Annotated in this window: 16 protein-coding genes and 2 pseudogenes; 2 read left to right on the top strand and 16 right to left on the bottom strand. The window is 34.2% G+C overall.

The features are described from left to right. Positions 1–175 precede the first annotated feature (175 nt). From adhP to ACQKNR_RS23380, 5 genes are all read right to left on the bottom strand, one after another. Positions 176–1,219: an alcohol dehydrogenase AdhP gene (adhP, locus tag ACQKNR_RS23400; protein ID WP_427321056.1), complete on the bottom strand. Its 1,044-nt coding sequence runs from the start codon at positions 1,217–1,219 to the stop codon at positions 176–178. A gap of 359 nt (positions 1,220–1,578) precedes the next feature. Next, entirely contained in the window at positions 1,579–2,433 is an 855-nt protein-coding gene (locus ACQKNR_RS23395; protein WP_427321054.1) for a MurR/RpiR family transcriptional regulator, read from the bottom strand. A gap of 416 nt (positions 2,434–2,849) precedes the next feature. Continuing rightward, a complete protein-coding gene (locus tag ACQKNR_RS23390) occupies positions 2,850–3,485 on the bottom strand; it encodes a response regulator (RefSeq protein ID WP_427321052.1) in 636 nt (211 codons plus the stop codon). A gap of 14 nt (positions 3,486–3,499) precedes the next feature. After that, positions 3,500–4,597 (bottom strand): GAF domain-containing sensor histidine kinase, encoded by a 1,098-nt coding sequence (locus tag ACQKNR_RS23385; protein WP_427321066.1) that lies wholly within the window; start codon positions 4,595–4,597, stop codon positions 3,500–3,502. 253 nt (positions 4,598–4,850) lie between these two features. Then, a complete protein-coding gene (locus ACQKNR_RS23380; protein ID WP_427321050.1) occupies positions 4,851–5,744 on the bottom strand; it encodes a mechanosensitive ion channel family protein in 894 nt (297 codons plus the stop codon). Positions 5,745–6,105: 361 nt separating this feature from the next. Here ACQKNR_RS23380 and ACQKNR_RS23375 point away from each other — a divergent pair. Then, positions 6,106–6,560: pseudogene (locus tag ACQKNR_RS23375) on the top strand (NUDIX hydrolase). 34 nt (positions 6,561–6,594) lie between these two features. Here the strand turns inward: ACQKNR_RS23375 and ACQKNR_RS23370 are convergent. From ACQKNR_RS23370 to asnB, 10 genes and pseudogenes are all read right to left on the bottom strand, one after another. Then, complete coding sequence (locus ACQKNR_RS23370) at positions 6,595–7,143, bottom strand: cysteine hydrolase family protein (protein ID WP_427321048.1); 549 nt, start codon at positions 7,141–7,143, stop codon at positions 6,595–6,597. A 114-nt stretch (positions 7,144–7,257) separates the two neighbouring features. Next, positions 7,258–7,498, bottom strand: a pseudogene (locus tag ACQKNR_RS23365) (hypothetical protein). Between the two features lie 70 nt (positions 7,499–7,568). Next, positions 7,569–8,057: a hypothetical protein gene (locus tag ACQKNR_RS23360; RefSeq protein ID WP_427321046.1), complete on the bottom strand. Its 489-nt coding sequence runs from the start codon at positions 8,055–8,057 to the stop codon at positions 7,569–7,571. A 257-nt stretch (positions 8,058–8,314) separates the two neighbouring features. Further along, positions 8,315–8,962, bottom strand: coding sequence for a nitroreductase family protein (locus ACQKNR_RS23355; protein ID WP_427321044.1), 648 nt, complete (start codon positions 8,960–8,962; stop codon positions 8,315–8,317). A gap of 98 nt (positions 8,963–9,060) precedes the next feature. Beyond that, positions 9,061–9,936: a D-amino-acid transaminase gene (gene dat / locus ACQKNR_RS23350; RefSeq protein ID WP_427321042.1), complete on the bottom strand. Its 876-nt coding sequence runs from the start codon at positions 9,934–9,936 to the stop codon at positions 9,061–9,063. Between the two features lie 135 nt (positions 9,937–10,071). Next, positions 10,072–11,034, bottom strand: coding sequence for an ABC transporter substrate-binding protein (locus ACQKNR_RS23345; RefSeq protein WP_427321040.1), 963 nt, complete (start codon positions 11,032–11,034; stop codon positions 10,072–10,074). Positions 11,035–11,268: 234 nt separating this feature from the next. Further along, positions 11,269–12,270, bottom strand: coding sequence for an N-acetylmuramoyl-L-alanine amidase (locus ACQKNR_RS23340; protein ID WP_427321038.1), 1,002 nt, complete (start codon positions 12,268–12,270; stop codon positions 11,269–11,271). 105 nt (positions 12,271–12,375) lie between these two features. After that, entirely contained in the window at positions 12,376–12,711 is a 336-nt protein-coding gene (locus ACQKNR_RS23335; protein ID WP_427321064.1) for a hypothetical protein, read from the bottom strand. 44 nt (positions 12,712–12,755) lie between these two features. Then, a complete protein-coding gene (locus tag ACQKNR_RS23330; protein WP_427321036.1) occupies positions 12,756–13,115 on the bottom strand; it encodes a GNAT family N-acetyltransferase in 360 nt (119 codons plus the stop codon). Positions 13,116–13,208: 93 nt separating this feature from the next. Beyond that, positions 13,209–15,110: an asparagine synthase (glutamine-hydrolyzing) gene (gene asnB / locus ACQKNR_RS23325; protein WP_427321034.1), complete on the bottom strand. Its 1,902-nt coding sequence runs from the start codon at positions 15,108–15,110 to the stop codon at positions 13,209–13,211. 217 nt (positions 15,111–15,327) lie between these two features. Here asnB and ACQKNR_RS23320 point away from each other — a divergent pair, with 217 nt between their 5' ends. Then, positions 15,328–15,792, top strand: coding sequence for an Hsp20/alpha crystallin family protein (locus ACQKNR_RS23320; protein ID WP_427321032.1), 465 nt, complete (start codon positions 15,328–15,330; stop codon positions 15,790–15,792). A gap of 35 nt (positions 15,793–15,827) precedes the next feature. Here the strand turns inward: ACQKNR_RS23320 and ACQKNR_RS23315 are convergent, their stop codons facing one another. Further along, entirely contained in the window at positions 15,828–16,415 is a 588-nt protein-coding gene (locus tag ACQKNR_RS23315) for an SCO family protein (RefSeq protein ID WP_427321030.1), read from the bottom strand. Between the last annotated feature and the right edge of the window lie 102 nt (positions 16,416–16,517).

Raw genomic sequence — 16,517 nt, 5'->3', positions numbered from 1 at the left:
CTCTCTATTATAAATTAAAAAGGCGAGGTATTCGACGATTGAATCGTCGAATACCTCGCTAAGTGGAATCAGATGGAGTTTTTCAGTGCCCTCGTTCAATACCGGAATCATGCCCAAAACCTAACTTTTTCATTATTTAAGGAGATTCAAACCACCGATGATTTAAAAAAGTGAATTATTTACTATCGCAATTACACTTGTGCTGTTTAAAATCGATTACCATACGCCCCTGAATTCTACCTTGTTCCATTTCTTCGAATACATCTTGTACTTCATCTAGTGGACAAGTTTGAACAACCGGCACTACTTTTCCTTCTGCACCGAACATAAATGCCTCCTCTAGATCCTTACGAGTACCAACTAGAGAACCAACTACTTCAATTCCATCTAATACAAGTCGCGGAATGTTTAAGTCCATAGTTTCTACTGGTAAACCTACCGCAACTACTTTACCGCAAGCACGCACTGCATCAACCGCTGAGTTGAAGGCTACTTTAGAAACGGCTGTTACTACAGCAGCATACGCACCACCAAACGCCTCTTGAACAATCTTATCAGCAGAACCTTGAGAAATTGGATTGATAGTCATATCAGCACCAACCTCTTTTGCTAAGGCTAATTTATCATCATTGATATCTACTGCAATTACCTTTGCTCCAAATACATTTTTAGCATATTGGATAGCTAGGTTACCTAATCCACCACAACCATAGATTACGATAGGTTGACCAGGTTTAATGTCAGATACTTTAATAGCTTTATATGTAGTTACGCCTGCACATGTGATTGATGATGCTTGGGCAGGATCTAATCCTTCTGGTACTTTCACTGCATAATCAGCTGTAACGATACATTTTTCAGCCATACCACCATCTACTGTATAACCAGCATTCTTAACTTCACGACAGAATGTTTCTCTACCCGTTACGCAATATTCACAACGTCCACAAGATTGAAACATCCATGCAATACTTACACGGTCACCAATCTTAAGTGAAGTTACATCATCAGCAATTTTAGTAACAATACCTACACCCTCATGACCAAGAATACGGCCATCCGTGTTACCAAAATCATGATTCGCAACGTGTAAATCAGTGTGGCAAACTCCACAATACTCTACATCTACTAACGCTTCGCCTGAGCGTAACGGACGTAATTCCTTTTCAATAACTTCGATGTTTGCTTTGCTGTTTTTATTAACCACTACTGCTTTCATATGTGATCTCCCCTTTAGTGTTTTAGAGTTTCGATGAGCTCATCTCACAACTCTTGTCCTCACTGTTTTGGCTAATTATTGTGCCAAAATTAAGTGTTCAATCATCATTACATGTTCATCATAACATGTAATTTTATAAGCCTATTGTAAAATATTGAACAATATTTGAATTATTACCCAAGTGGTTTTTTGATTGTATATGCGAAGTATATGGAGGTTTAAAAAAGAATATTTTAAAGGTGAGAGTTTATAACTATAAGTAAGTGGCATATTTCTATAGACAATTAGAACCAGTAGATCTAGAGGATATATCAACAAACTATTCAGCAATATAAAAAGCTCTTCATTTGAAGAGCTTTTTATATTCGCTTCATCGAAATTGTTTCACGTATACTTTGTAAATTTTTTAGTGTTTCCTCTTGTCGTTGCAACGACAATCCCACATACAAAGTATCTAATAAACTTAGCTGCGCTAATCGTGATGAACTTGCTTCCGTACGAAATTCTGTTTCACGTGTTGAAGTATAAAGTGTTATATCAGCAAGTTGACTCAATGCTGATTTCTGATAGCTCGTAATCGCAATAATGCGGGCTCCCCTCGTCTTTGCTACTTCTAACGCTTCAAGTAACCCTTTATTACTGCCCGAATGAGAAATTGCAATGACTACTGCTTCTTTTGTAAGTAAGCCAGCCCCCATAATTTGAAAATGAGAATCCGTATGGGCTATACAAGAAATACCTGTTCTCATAAACTTATGATAAGCATCCATCGCAATAATACCAGATCCACCATTTCCATAAAACTCAATTCGCTTCGCTTCCTTTAGCGCACTTACTGCCTGTTCCAACGCGTTATCATTTAACAAATGTAATGTATCTTGCAGCCCTGTAATATGTGAATGAAAAACTTTTTTAGCGACAGTTACCATATTATCTTCTGCTGATACTTCTTCATGAATATTTTGCATCGGTGTATGTACAATTTCACGAGCTAATGTAATTTTTAAATCTTGAAAACCCTGAAAACCAAGATGTTTGCATAAGCGGAATATCGTTGCTTCGGAACTATTCGTAACTTCCGCTAACTCTGTTATTGATTTATGTACAACATCTTGTGGATGTTTTAAAATATGTTCGGCAATACTTCGCAATTTCGGTGATAAACCATTTAACGAAGCCTGTATCTTTCCAATCCCACTTTTTGTACCGGGCATAGCATATCTTCCCCTTCCATCGTAGCTATATTGTACCTAATTATTGAAAGAAGAAAAACCTTTATTTGGTATCACAATATAATTTATTAGCTTTTATACATTTTGACGTAACATCTTCAAAACATAATAATCCTGTTTGTGTATTTATTTTTACTTTTTCATCTATGTATGTCGTTCGAAATGTTGCAACTTCATCACGTAAAGAACAGAGGTGAAGCTCTAGTTTATACAATACACCATAACGTTTTGGAACTATAACATAGAGTTTATTATATGTAAAATTTGCTGTTCCAAATGCTTCGCTTAATAATATTTCATCATTCTTTGCAATAAGTACCGTACCATAAAAAAAAACCGGCCTCAGATAAACTTGACATATACTGCTGTAATACAGCCCTTTCTTTCATATGCCCCTCCTATATAACCCCATGCTTCACTGCGTATAATGCAGCTTGTGTACGATCATCCACTTCCAATTTAGCCAGAACGTTTGAAACATGTGTTTTCACAGTTTGTTCTGTAATGTGAAGCTCTGCTGCAATTTCCTTATTACTTCTTCCTTTCGCGATTTCACGAAGTACCTCTTGCTCCCTTTTCGTTAACATAGAAAAAGGATTTTCTTTTTCCTTCTTAACTAATGGCCGACCGAATAATGCAGGAGTTACTTTCGGGTGAAAATTTGTATTCCCTTCATATACTGCAATTACTGATGCTACAAGTTGCTCAGGTTGCACTTCTTTTAATTGATAGCCATCTGCTCCAGCTTCGAGTGCTGGTAAAACATAATCTTGTTCTGAAAAACTACTAAGCATAAGAATTTTTATTGTTTCATCATATTGTTTTATGTGCTTTGTCGCTTCAATACCATCCATTTTCGGCATTGATACATCCATTAATACTACATCTGGCTTTTCTTTTTGAACGAAAGTTAATGCCTCTTTACCATTTTCTACTTCCCCAATAATTTCAAATTCTTCTCTCGTTTTGAAAAAGAATACGAGGCCCCTTCGAACGATATGATGATCTTCTACGAGTAGTAATTTAATTTTCACAGACGTTCTTCCTTTCAAACCGGTAATTGAATTTCTATTTTCGTTCCCATTTCCGGTTTTGTTTTTATTCGAAAAATACCCCTCATTAATTCAATTCGTTCTTTCATACTTTTCAAACCAAGTGCTGACTCTCTTACTTGCTCCTGTATAAATCCTATTCCGTTATCTTCTATGTAAAAATACAACTTATTATTTTCTACCCTTAAATGAACACATACTTTTTCACAAGAAGCATGTTTTTTACAATTATGTAATGCTTCTTGGCTTATACGCCATAAAACTTCTTCTATTTCATCTTCAATTGAAACCATCCCATCAATTCGAACTTCCACTTGAATCCCTAATAGCTTGCCGTAATTTTGAATTGCTTCTGCTAAACCTTTCTCTAATCCTTCAGGTCTTAATTGCCAAATTAATAGCGTCATCTCTTGTAATGCTTCTTGTGATAATTCTCCAATATAACTTAACATCTCTTGCAAGTCTCTATTTTGCGTCATATTTAAAGTACCTTTAGCTGTTAGCATAATAGAAAATAACAATTGTTTAACGGAATCATGTAAATCACGAGCCAATCGATTTCTTTCAGCTACAACTACGTATTTACGTTCTTTCTCGACTAACTGAATGCGTTGGATTGTCGTTCCAATTTGAAATGCAATCGATTCTAATAACGCTAACTCTTCCTCAGAAAAATATGTTTTATGAGGCGAGGCCACATTTAATAGACCAAATTTCTCTGATCCAGACCTAAGCGGAATTGTCGCATGGTGTGTAACATCTTCTGTTTCACCCCAATTACACTCAATCGCATCTTCAATACGCTTACATTCAATAATATTTGTCGCTTTTTCTAATCTTCCATTTACAAAGCGTTCTACACACCAACAGTCCCCTTCACACATCGGCTTCTTCTCTTGCCACGTAAGAGCTGGTGGTAAGTTTTGATCTACAAGCATACGGTACTTTCCACTTTCATCAATGAAGAAAATCCACCCTGTTTGTAAATTCATAACTTGTAACAATGTATGTAATACTTTTTCTAACATTTCCTGTAAGTTTGTTGCTTCATTTAACAACTCAGCAATTTCTTTTAATGCTTCTAATCGATGCATCTCTTTTTCGTCAAAGTTCATTCTCATCACCAAGTACCATTATAACATTAAGAAATTTCTAAATTCTACAAATAAAAAAGAGCTGAATTCCTTCAGCTCTTTTTTATTTGTCAATTTTTAGCAACATCATTCTTATTCCTGAACTGTGCCAAATGTTAAAATTACTTTTTTAAGAAGTATCCCATTCAGTTCATTCAAATCTGCTGATCTACAATCCAAATTCTAAATGAAAAGAGAAATTAGCTAGTTTTCTTTAATTGTCCGATAAAGATTGTCCCCCATGGATATTCTGTACACTTTCAGCGTTAACGAACATATTCGCCGCTGGCATTTGTACTTGATTTTTATGGAACATAGACATTAATTCAAATCTTACTTGTCTAGAAGTTTCAAAATAATCTTCTGGCTTAATCAAACCTGTAATACAAAATTCATATCCAACATATTTAAGGTTAGGATTTAAGTCTGTAACACCAACATATTTAAATGGCTCAACAGCCTCATCCTCTACTCTATACAGATTTCGGTCCAATTTTTCATTGCAAATAACACATACTTCTTCTAACAATCCCTTAATTCTTGTAGGATCTTCCTGATAGCTTACCGTAATTCGTTCAATTACTCGCATCCATCCTTTATTAAAATTTTGTATCGTTCTAATCTCTCCGTGAGGTATGGTAAGGAGTTTTCCTGACCATTCACGAATTTGCATAAAACGAATACTAATTTCCTCAATAGTCCCTGAATTGGTTCCGTTAAAAGTAACAAAATCGCCAACACGAAACTCTTTATCGGCTAATCTTGCGAAGCCTAATATAACATCTTTCAGCATCTGTTGTGCCGCAAAACCGATGACAACTCCCGCTATCCCTGCACCTGCAATAATACTTTTTATATCTACAAATTGACTAATTAAATATATGATAAGACTTATGATAATGATATATCTTATAATAGATCGAATTACACTTTGAATCGTCTGTTCTACCTCTTCATCAAAAAAACTGGACTTTCTAAAAAACCAATCAATAATGCGGTTTATGACAAATGAAATAATGATAAGAACTAAAGCAAATAGTAAAAACCTTAAAAGTAAAAACTCCCTTACGTAATTAAAAAATTCCTCAGTATACGTTAATAAACTCATCTATCCACTTCCTTACTAATGTAAAATTTCATGCAAAGCTACTTTATTGTAAATAAGCATCTATCATCTCAACACTTTTTTCGGAACATCTTTTTCCCCAGCTTTTAATATCACTTTCTTAATTATGTATTCCTAATTCATCTTCAACAATATAATCTTTCGATCAATCTTCCAACTTCAGATATCCTTTTCTATTTACTATAAATATACCCTTTTTCATAATCTAAAGGGAGATTACAATAGTATTTTTTATAAACAACTTTATTTTAAGTTTGTAATACTCACCACGTTCAAAGGAAAATATGCACATGACACCGAATAGTTCATTTGAAAACATTTTTACTCGCGGCGGTCACAACCAATGGGATATATTGAAGAACTAAGAGTAGTGGTTGGATCAAGACCACTCAATTTAGCAGGAGTTGCTGTAGCTGTTTTAAATGAACAAGGACAAATACTTCTACAACAAAGACAAAATGACGTTTGGGGTGTTCCTGGAGGTATTGTAGAGCTTGGTGAATCAACTGAAGAAGGTGGAAAACGAGAAGTGCTTGAAGAAACAGGTATTGAAATTGGTACACTTCAATTAGTAAGTGTATTTTCAGATAAAGAGTTTTTTGTACAATTACCAAATGGAGATGAATTTTACCCTATTACAATCGCTTATCTTTGCAAAGACATTACAGTACAGGTGGCTTGTTAAAAGCAGACGGAGTTGAATCATTACATGTGCAATTTTTCGATTTACATCAACTACCAGAAAACATTAGCCCCTTCATTAAAAAACTAATTGAGCAACAAATCGTCTCCATTTAAACGTAAAAAAGAGGCCTTTTTGAAGGCCTCTTTTTTACTTCACTTCTGCATGTAAACATGTTTTAAAATGTCCAAGTGCATATTCATGTCCTTGCGCATTAAAAGATGCAACCGCCTTTTCATAAACGACAATTTTAAACCCTTTATTATAAGCATCTACCGCCGTATGAAGAACACAAATATCAGTACATACACCTACAAGATGAACTGCTTCTATTCCTCTTTCTCTAAGCTTCATCTCTAGATCCGTTCCAGCAAAAGCACTGTATCGTGTTTTGTCCATGTAATATACATTCTCTGCATTTTTATATGTTTCGTATACATTTTGTAATTCACCAAATAAGTCTCTTCCATTTGTACCTGCTATATTATGAGGAGGGAATAATTTTGCTTCTGGATGATATACATCGTTTTCTTCATGTTTATCAATTGCAAACACTACATAATCTCCATTTTCAATGTATTGCTTCGTTATATGTACAACTTCCTTCTCAATTTCTTGGCCTGGTTTCCCGCAAGTTAAAGCACCTTTTTCAGCTACAAAGTCATATGTATAATCAATATTTATAAGAGCTCGCTTCATTACTACTATCTCTCCTTCGTCTGTTTCACAGTAAACAATAGAAAATTAGTTATTACGACATCATATGTACTATTCGACATTTCACATGAAATACCTACATTTTTCTTGCAAAACTTACCTTAATCCAAGTTTATCATAAAACCAGTACACAATGACAAAACATACCGTTCCAATTAACAAGTCATGAATTTGATAATTGAGCGCAACTTCAATTTCCTCTTGTAAAGTAAATTACCGAAACCATTATAATAGGTAAAAAAATACGAATTATTAGCCTAAAACTCTCACTTCCGTCCTTTTACGTAATAGTAAAAAATAATTTCTTTCTATTCATTCTTACTTGGGAGTGAAACATATTATTCTCTATTACACCATTCAAACAAAAAAGCACACTACTTTTTAGAGTAATGTACTTTTTATTCCTCTTAAGACGCAGGTTTTGTTTCAAACGTCGCTTGATTAAAGCTCATGACTTTTCCTTTCGGGTCATTGTTTTCATACTGAACTGCAGTAATCGTATGACTACCTGTCTCAAGAGTCTTTTCTTTTAATTGTACTGTTGTCTGTGTTGTACTAGTTAATTGATGTTTATCTGCATACACTTGATCTACAAATACGAATGTGTCTTTATCGTTTTGAAAATTAGATAGTTCTAACTCAACTTGCTGAATTAAAGTATCCTTTTTTATGAATACAGTTGGTATATTACCATTTTCAGTAGTACCATCTGGTGTTATTACTTTTACTTTCCCCTCACCAATTGGCATTGCTCCTTCTGGAAATACAACCATGTTCTCATCACTTGCATTTACAACCTGTTCTTTCTGATTAGATTGTGCGTCCTCCTTTTCCGTTGGAGCACCACAACCTACTAATAGCAATACAGACAATCCAGCGATTATGAATTTCTTCAAAATTCATCCCCCCTGTAACTTCTTTGTAATTTATTATACAAAAATAATTTTATGGTATTAAAACTAGTTTTAACACTTTCATGAACAAATACAAGATTGCTCACGATTAATGTATCATACTTTCCTTAATAGAACATTAACTTTTTTTAAGTAATAAATGGAAATTATTTCTTATTCATCATTTTAGCCCAAAATTAAAACAAAATATCCATAAAAATAAAAAGACATTGTTTTTCCAATGTCTTTTTATCTAGTATTTAATAAATAAACGTTGTAATCTCATCTACTTCTTTTCGAGATAATTTCTTCGGCTTATCTTTCGGAAACCCGAGTGAAATTACCATATTTATTTGTTTTTCAGGCTCAATTTGTAAATATTGACGCAGTTCATCTTGAGCTAACAGTACCGGTCCTGTCATCGGACAAGTACCAAGCCCTTTCGCATGTGCAGCTAACATTAAGTTTTGTGCCGCTAAACAGCTGCTCTTAATTCCTTCTTCTTCCCAAACTACATCTGGTACAAAAGCAATTGGATCAAATATCTTCTCACGAAACTTTGATTCATATGGTGTTGCCAAACATACGATTAATACTGGCGCCTCAGAGAAAGCTGTCGCATATGGTCCGAAAGAACGTGTAAGTAATTTCCCTGCTTTTTCTTCTCCATTTTCAGCCGCTTTTGCCGCAAGTTTATGTAATGCATCCCATGTCATTTGTTCAATTTCTTTAATCTTCTCGCGATTCATAATAACCAAGAACTCCCACGTTTGTGAGTTCGTATCGCTCGGTGCATAACGAGCACAATCAATTATCTCTTTTATATCACTAGTAGATACTTCTTGTTCTGTAAACTTTCTAACACTTCGTCTTCCGTGAATTACTTCTTTAAAAGCTTCATAATTCATATATTAAATCCCCTTTTATAGCGTTTTGAAAACTTGTCCTATAGTTGAATTATATCATGAAAAAAAGCTGGAAGAATACCAGCTTTTTTTCATCATTATTAATTTGTAACTTTAAACAAACTAATACTTTCTTCATAAGCAGCTTGCAATTTTTTCGTAATTGTTCCTCTTTCACCGGTTCCAAACTGCTCATCTCCAATTTGGACGACTGGGAATATTTCAAGTGGTGTTGCTGTAAAGAAGCACTCATCAGCTTCATACACTTCTTGTAAGGAAAATTCTCGTTCTTCTACTTCAATATGTATCTCTTTCGCTAACGTAATTACAAAATGTCGAGTAATACCATGTAAAATGAAATGATCCGCTGGATGTGTAATCAATTTATTATTTTTCACGATAAAGAAATTTGAATGACAACCTTCCGTTACAATTCCATCTCTTATTAATATCGCTTCTTGATATCCTTGTTCATTTATTTTATTTTTAATCATGATATTTGGAAGCAGATTTAAAGATTTTATATGGCAAAACTTCCACCGTATATCTTCTTCCACTGTTACCTTTATCCCTGCTTCCATCGAAGCAACTGGTCTTGGGAACGAAACTAAATTTGCAAAATATGTGGGCTGTATATCTCGTTCATATACATGATTACGTGGTTGAGCGCCTCTTGAGATTTGTAGATATACGTTCCCATCTTCTTGAAATTGATTTTTTTCAATCATTTGGTGAAGTTCCTCAACTAGCTCTTCCTTTGTAAACGGTGGAACAATTTTTATTTCCTTCATAGATTTAAAAAAGCGTTCCAAATGTAAATCTAATAAATGTGGTTTCCCATCGTATAGTCTGAATACCTCATATATACCGTCACCAAATTGAAAGCCTCTCTCCTCCAATGGGACCATAGGCTGTTCTTCCTTCGTATTTACAATTCTACCGTTAAACAAAATCCAATCTTTATGAGTAGCTTTCATTCTTTCCCACTCCTTTATTCCATGATTGGTTTTATTGTACAACTTATCGACACTCAAAAGAAGGAATTTTCTGTTTTTTACCCATTAAAAAAGTACATCACTTTACAAAAGTGATGCACTCTACCATTCATTTATTTATTTAAGAAAATATTTTTCAATATCATCTAACATAAGGTTTGCAGCTTTAATTCCGCCTGCTGTATTCCAAATTACTTCATCTACTTGGAATACTTTATTATTTTTAGAAGCCTGTAGTTGCTTAAATAGTGGATCTTCAGTCCATTCTTTTGCTAAAGTGTTTCCTTCATTATTTTTATCCGCATCTTTATCAGATGTGAAATAGAATAAGTAGTCCCCGTCCATATTTGGAATTTGCTCTTTTGTAATTCCTTTTATCGCAAATTCATCTTTATCTTGTAATGGTGGTCGTTTAAATCCAATATCATTTAATACAACGCCTGAGAATGAATTCTTTTGATAAATACGAACATCACCTGGCACGAAGCGAATAATGGACACTTTAGAGTTTAATTTATCTCCTAGCTTCACTTTCATTCCTTCAATACGCTTTTTATAATCTTCAAGAGCCTTTTGGCCTTCTTTTTCTTTATTTACAGCTTTTGTATAGAGAGTAAAGTTTTCCTTCCAATCCCCACGCAATGTTTCAGCATATACAGTTGGAGCTATTTCGTTCAATTGCTCATATATTTTTTCATGACGCATTTTATTCCCGATAATTAAATCCGGCTTAAGCTTCATTACTGCCTCTAAATTAATATCACGCTCAGTTCCTACAACTTTCGTATCTTTTAACTCTTTCACTAGATGGGGATACCAATCATCACCAGCACGTGGTTTTGTAGTTCCAACTGGCGTTACTCCGACAGCTAAAAGTGCTTCAGCACCCTCATTTGTTAAAACAACGACTTTTTTAGGTGTACCATTTACTGTCGTTTCACCCATTGCATGCTTTACAGTATATGAATCTTTTGCTTTAGCTGATGGATCATTTTCTTTTTTCTCTTCTTTACTACACCCTGCAATTATTACCATAAGTATCATAATGCAGAACATAAACATTTTTTTAGTATGTACCATATGTCCTCCCTAGATGAAATCGATTATCATTAACAATTAAAGGTTAATGTATATTACATACATTGTCAATGCATATCAGAAAACTTTTTTTATATATACTATTTAGATTCTATTCGCTATTCAAATGCTTCTTTTTAAAATAAAGTGTATAAGTATGAAAATAATAGACGTTCTTAAAATGCGTATCTATGTTATACATAGATACGCATTCGTATTACATTATAAATTCATTTCCTAATATTGATTATATTTAATATACGATGGATCATTATACACCCACTGATTTCCACCAAGGTTCAACCATCCGTTTTGATTAATAAATACTAAATAAGATTCCGGCTTATTTAATTTACGAATAACTGAAGAAGATGTTGATGGACCACTTCTTAAATTCACATTCGTTCCTTGTATATATGCGACACCAATTGCGCTCCCATCGCTATTGCTCGTCTTTACAAAATTAATGTAAGAAGGGTCATTATACACCCATTGTCCATTTCCTAAGTCTAACCATCCGTTACTTTCTTGATATACGACATACGATTCTGGAGAGTTTAGTTGACGAATAACTGAAGAAGATGTTGACGGGCCACTTCTTAAATTTACATTTTTCCCAAGTATATAAGCAATCCCCTTCGTTTGTGGTGTTGGCTGAGGGTTTGGAGGTTGTGGATTTGGAGGATTCGGATTTGGAGCTAATCCAAAAATAGCTGCTATTCCGTTTGCATATGCTTGACTTAGATCTTCAATAAATTGTGGATTTTTCAATAAATTTGCATCAAACGTTGTATCAATAAAAGCAGTCTCAGTTAAAATTGCATCCATTGCAGTCTCTCTTAGTACTGCATAATTTGCTTTTTTTGCCCCTCGGTCACGAAGGCCGTATTTTGTTAATACAGGATTGACTGCTGCATGAATTTTTTGTTGCTTTGCATATGCGGAGCTACTGTTAGATAACCCGTTATAAATATAACTTTCAAAACCAGTACCCCCGCCACTATTTATATGAAATGAGATAAAGTAATCTGCGCCAAAAGAATTAGCAATATTAGCACGTTCTGATAAAGAGATAAATACATCACTATCACGTGTCATTTTAATAGTAATTGGGTAGTTTGTAGATAAAATGTCTCGAACACGTCTCGCGATTTGAAGTGTTAAGTTTTTTTCTACTAAACCATTACCAACAGCACCAGAATCATCTCCACCGTGCCCTGCATCTATAACAAGTTTCATATTCCCGTTTCATCCCTTTCTTTCGTTTAATAAGTTTACATTACTACTCGTCCTATTTTATGTGAAATGTACAACTTTCGTTACAATTGCAAATAAAAAACCACCTTATGTAAGGCGGTTTCTATCAGTTTGCTTTAACCAATTTAAAATAAAAATATACGATTGATAGTGAATATAACGTATGCAAAATAAAATAAATAAAAGAGCTATTCCGGCACCGCTATATAGCAGGCCAAACTTTAAAAAAATGTTCAAAAGTGGTGGGAAGTTGGTCATGTTTTGTAATATAGCAAGCATACTAAATAAAATGAAAAACACAGGGACAAATTGTAATTCATATGGCTTTCTTTTCTTATTCATTCTTTTCCGAATGAAAATATGGCTTATTTCCGCTACTATAAAACACCCTCCAATTACTACAAGACCAGAAGTAATCGTCATACATCCACCTGCCTTATATTTATTTTCCGCATAACTGATCATCGTTATATTTTCTTCACATACGTTCCCTCTTCCTCACTAAACCCAAAACTTTCTATGAAATTTTTCGCTTGTTCCGTTAATTCCTTTTGTAGTATTTTTATCTCTTTCACATTTCTTTGTTTCATCATATCTTCAAATGTAAAATACGTATTTGTTCCGTAACCATAACTTTGATAATCCAAATGAATAATTAATTGAGATAAAACAGCACTGTCTTCGTGCACACTGTAATCTATTACACCAATATATGTATCATCAACTTTTACACAATACCGTACCTTTTTCTCACTTAAACTATGTGAGCGGAACATTTCTGTAACAACGCTTTTATTTTCTACAGTTACTTTCTCAAACGTAATCATATGTTGTCCATCCTTTTACTATTATTGTATCAATACTAAGTTCTATTTATGAAAAAAACCTTAAGACCATATGCGATCTTAAGGTTTTTCTTATTAAACTAAGCTATACGCACGTTTTGTTTCTTCATGGAACTTATTCGTATCGTATTTATGCTCAACATAAATTTGATGCCATACCATAAACGCAAGTACAGTCCAAATTTTACGGCTATAATCGCCTTTATCTGCACAATGTGCTTCCAGTAAGTTTAATACATACTGTTTGTCGATTAAATGCTCTGTTTTACTTTCATTTATAATATTTACAGCCCAGTCATGCATTTCGTCTTTTAACCAGTGACGAATTGGTACTGGGAATCCAAGTTTTTTACGATCTAACACGTGATCTGGAACAATTCCGCGTGCTGCTTCACGTAAAATAGCTTTCGTAGTTCCGTTAGCAATTTTAAATTCTGTCGGAATTTTAGATGCTACATCAAATACTTCTTTATCTAAGAACGGTACACGAAGTTCTAATGAGTTTGCCATTGTCATTTTATCAGCTTTTAATAAAATGTCGCCACGTAACCATGTGAACATGTCGATATATTGCATCTTGCTTACATCATCATAATCTTTAATTTCGTTATACAATGGTTTCGTGATATCCATATAGTTAACACTTTCATTGTAATACTTCATTAATTCAGCTTTTTCTTCTTCACGGAAGATTTTCGCATTTCCATAGTAACGCTCTTCGATTGGTGTACATCCACGCTCTAGGAAGCTCTTTCCTTTAAATCCTTCTTTAAGAGCACCGCTTAATGCTTTTAACACGCTCTTACCTGGGCTAGGAATGTAAGAGAACATTTTTAGTGAGTTTGGCTCACGATAAATGTTATAACCACCAAATAGCTCGTCTGCACCTTCACCTGAAAGAACAACTGTTACATGTTTACGTGCTTCTTTTGCAACGAAATACAACGGTACAGCTGCTGGATCTGCTAAAGGATCGTCCATATGCCAAATGATTTTTGGGAACTCATCCATAAACTCTTTCGCTGAAATGAATACGTTATGGTTTTTAACGCCTAATTTCTCAGCAGTTTCTTTCGCAACATCAACTTCACTGAAACCGCGTTGCTCAAAACCAACAGAGAATGTTAAAAGATTTGGATTCATTTCTCTTGCGATAGAAGCAATAATAGATGAATCGATACCACCAGAAAGGAATGAACCTACTGGTACATCACTGCGCATATGCACTTTTACTGAATCGTATAACACATCACGAATTGCTTGGATATGCTCCTCTTTCGTTGCGCTTGAAGCATTGAAATAAGGTTGCCAGTAACGATGAATTTCCATCTCTTTTCCGATTTCTTTTACGAAATAATGACCAGGCTCGATTTTATTAACATCAATTGTTAATGTTTCTGGTTCTGGACCATATTGGTACGTAAAGTAATGTTGTAGTGACGTTGGATTAACTCCGTTGTCTTTCATTACATGCATAATACTTTTCTTCTCAGATGCGAAGAATGTAGTATCACCTTGTTGTGCGATATATAATGGTTTAATACCGAAGTGGTCACGTGCACCGAAAAGTTTCTTTTCTTCACGATCCCAAATCATAAACGCAAACATACCACGAAGGTAATCTACACATTTTTCTTTCATATGTGCATACAATGCAATGATAACTTCTGTATCAGATTGCGTTGCAAACGTTGCACCTTTTTCAAGTAACATTTCACGTAATTCTACATAATTGTAAATTTCACCATTAAAAATAATTACATATCGATCATTTTCATAAGTTAGCGGCTGATGTCCTGCCTCTAAGTCAATGATGCTTAAACGGCGGAAGCCAAATTGTACATGTTCATCACGAAAATATCCTTCGTCATCTGGACCACGGTGGAAAATCATCGTGTTCATATTTTCAAATTGATGTTTTTCTGTTTCTGAAAACTCTCTAGGGTTTTCACATAAACATCCTACAAAACCACACATACTTCTTACCCTCTTTCAGTTTTCATTCTGTCTCTATACTACTATATCAACCCTATTTATACTAGCATAATCAACTGAATATGGCGACCAAAAACTATAAAAAAATCACTCCATTTCACATTTTTAACATTTTTTTATGAAAACATGAAAACTAGGCACTCACCTTTCTCCGCTTTTGTCATATGATATTGCAAATTGATTTCTAGGAGGGAATACCATGAGTGAAGAAAAAAAAGATTCTTCTCGCCCACCAGTTCGAAATTATTTAAAGCAAATTGATGATTTTTTTGAGCAAACGCCTCTTCGCAATGTAATCGCTGATTTAAATCATTTTTTCCAAAAAGGAAACCGTTTATTAACATTCCCTGTCGATTTATATGAAGTGGATGATGAACTTGTCATTAAAGCAGAATTACCAGGTATACAAAAAGAACAAATTCAAATTGAAATGCAAAGTGAATACTTAAAAGTTTCTGTTAAAGAAGACATACTTGAAGAGACGGAAGATCAAACATCTCATAATTATTATCGCCGAGAGCGCTCCATTTCAGAAGCATCCAGGATTATTAAGTTGCCATATTTAATAAATAAAAAAGCAGCTAAAGCTTCTTATGAAAATGGCGTATTAGAAATTCGCGCTCCGAAACTTCCCCAGCAGCATGACATTTTATCCATAGACTAATGTAAAAAAAATAAGGGTGCTATGCACCCTTATTTTTAATCCACTAATCGCTTCATATCACGTATGATGTCTTCGTATGGCGTATTACTAATGCCATTATACTTTTTCATTACTTTTCCATTTTGATCAATTAAATAAAATGATGTACCATGTATTACTTGACCGTTCTCTGGCTTATCTACAAGTGATTGGAAATTATCTTTTGAAAACTTTGTAATATCTTCTAACGAATACCCCGTCAATAAATTCCAATTACTAGTATCTTCTGTAAACTTTTGAATGAAAGCTTTCAGGTTTTCTGGCTTATCAAGGTCTGGGTCTACACTAAACGAAACAAACTGAACGTCTAATTTCTCTTCCTTTGCCATCTTCTGTAATTTTGCCATATTAGCAGTCATTGGTGGACAGACGGTTTGACAGTTTGTGAACATAAAATCTGCAACCCAAACTTTCCCTTTTAAATCTTTTGTACCAAATGGCTTTCCATCTTGATTTGTGAATTGGAAAGTTTCTAAATCCCAATTTAATGGTTTACGAAGCTTTGAGCCTGATCCACTACATCCAGCAAGTACAAAAAGACAAAATACAACCATAAGACCAATTATTTTTTGATAACGCTTCATTTATAAACCTCTTTTCTCTATCCTAAATTTAAATAGGTTATGTTCATCATAACAAAAGTTAACACTACGAGAAAATTGTTTACTACATTTGTTCACGAAATC

The sequence above is a fragment of the Bacillus sp. NPDC094077 genome (assembly GCF_050279465.1).
Taxonomy (GTDB): domain Bacteria; phylum Bacillota; class Bacilli; order Bacillales; family Bacillaceae_G; genus Bacillus_A.
Note: the sequence above shows the minus strand (reverse complement) of the source record. Positions and strands in the feature narration are given on the sequence as shown.

Excerpts from the sequence above, each read along its gene's own strand:
- ACQKNR_RS23345 (WP_427321040.1), bottom strand. The coding sequence starts at position 11,034 with ATGGTACATACTAAAAAAATGTTTATGTTCTGCATTATGATACTTATG.
- ACQKNR_RS23320 (WP_427321032.1), top strand. The coding sequence starts at position 15,328 with ATGAGTGAAGAAAAAAAAGATTCTTCTCGCCCACCAGTTCGAAATTAT.
- dat (WP_427321042.1), bottom strand. The coding sequence starts at position 9,936 with ATGAAAGCTACTCATAAAGATTGGATTTTGTTTAACGGTAGAATTGTA.
- ACQKNR_RS23355 (WP_427321044.1), bottom strand. The coding sequence starts at position 8,962 with ATGAATTATGAAGCTTTTAAAGAAGTAATTCACGGAAGACGAAGTGTT.
- ACQKNR_RS23380 (WP_427321050.1), bottom strand. The coding sequence starts at position 5,744 with ATGAGTTTATTAACGTATACTGAGGAATTTTTTAATTACGTAAGGGAG.
- ACQKNR_RS23330 (WP_427321036.1), bottom strand. The coding sequence starts at position 13,115 with ATGATTACGTTTGAGAAAGTAACTGTAGAAAATAAAAGCGTTGTTACA.
- asnB (WP_427321034.1), bottom strand. The coding sequence starts at position 15,110 with ATGTGTGGTTTTGTAGGATGTTTATGTGAAAACCCTAGAGAGTTTTCA.
- adhP (WP_427321056.1), bottom strand. The coding sequence starts at position 1,219 with ATGAAAGCAGTAGTGGTTAATAAAAACAGCAAAGCAAACATCGAAGTT.
- ACQKNR_RS23335 (WP_427321064.1), bottom strand. The coding sequence starts at position 12,711 with ATGACGATTACTTCTGGTCTTGTAGTAATTGGAGGGTGTTTTATAGTA.
- ACQKNR_RS23340 (WP_427321038.1), bottom strand. The coding sequence starts at position 12,270 with ATGAAACTTGTTATAGATGCAGGGCACGGTGGAGATGATTCTGGTGCT.
- ACQKNR_RS23370 (WP_427321048.1), bottom strand. The coding sequence starts at position 7,143 with ATGAAGCGAGCTCTTATAAATATTGATTATACATATGACTTTGTAGCT.
- ACQKNR_RS23385 (WP_427321066.1), bottom strand. The coding sequence starts at position 4,597 with ATGCATCGATTAGAAGCATTAAAAGAAATTGCTGAGTTGTTAAATGAA.
- ACQKNR_RS23315 (WP_427321030.1), bottom strand. The coding sequence starts at position 16,415 with ATGAAGCGTTATCAAAAAATAATTGGTCTTATGGTTGTATTTTGTCTT.
- ACQKNR_RS23395 (WP_427321054.1), bottom strand. The coding sequence starts at position 2,433 with ATGCCCGGTACAAAAAGTGGGATTGGAAAGATACAGGCTTCGTTAAAT.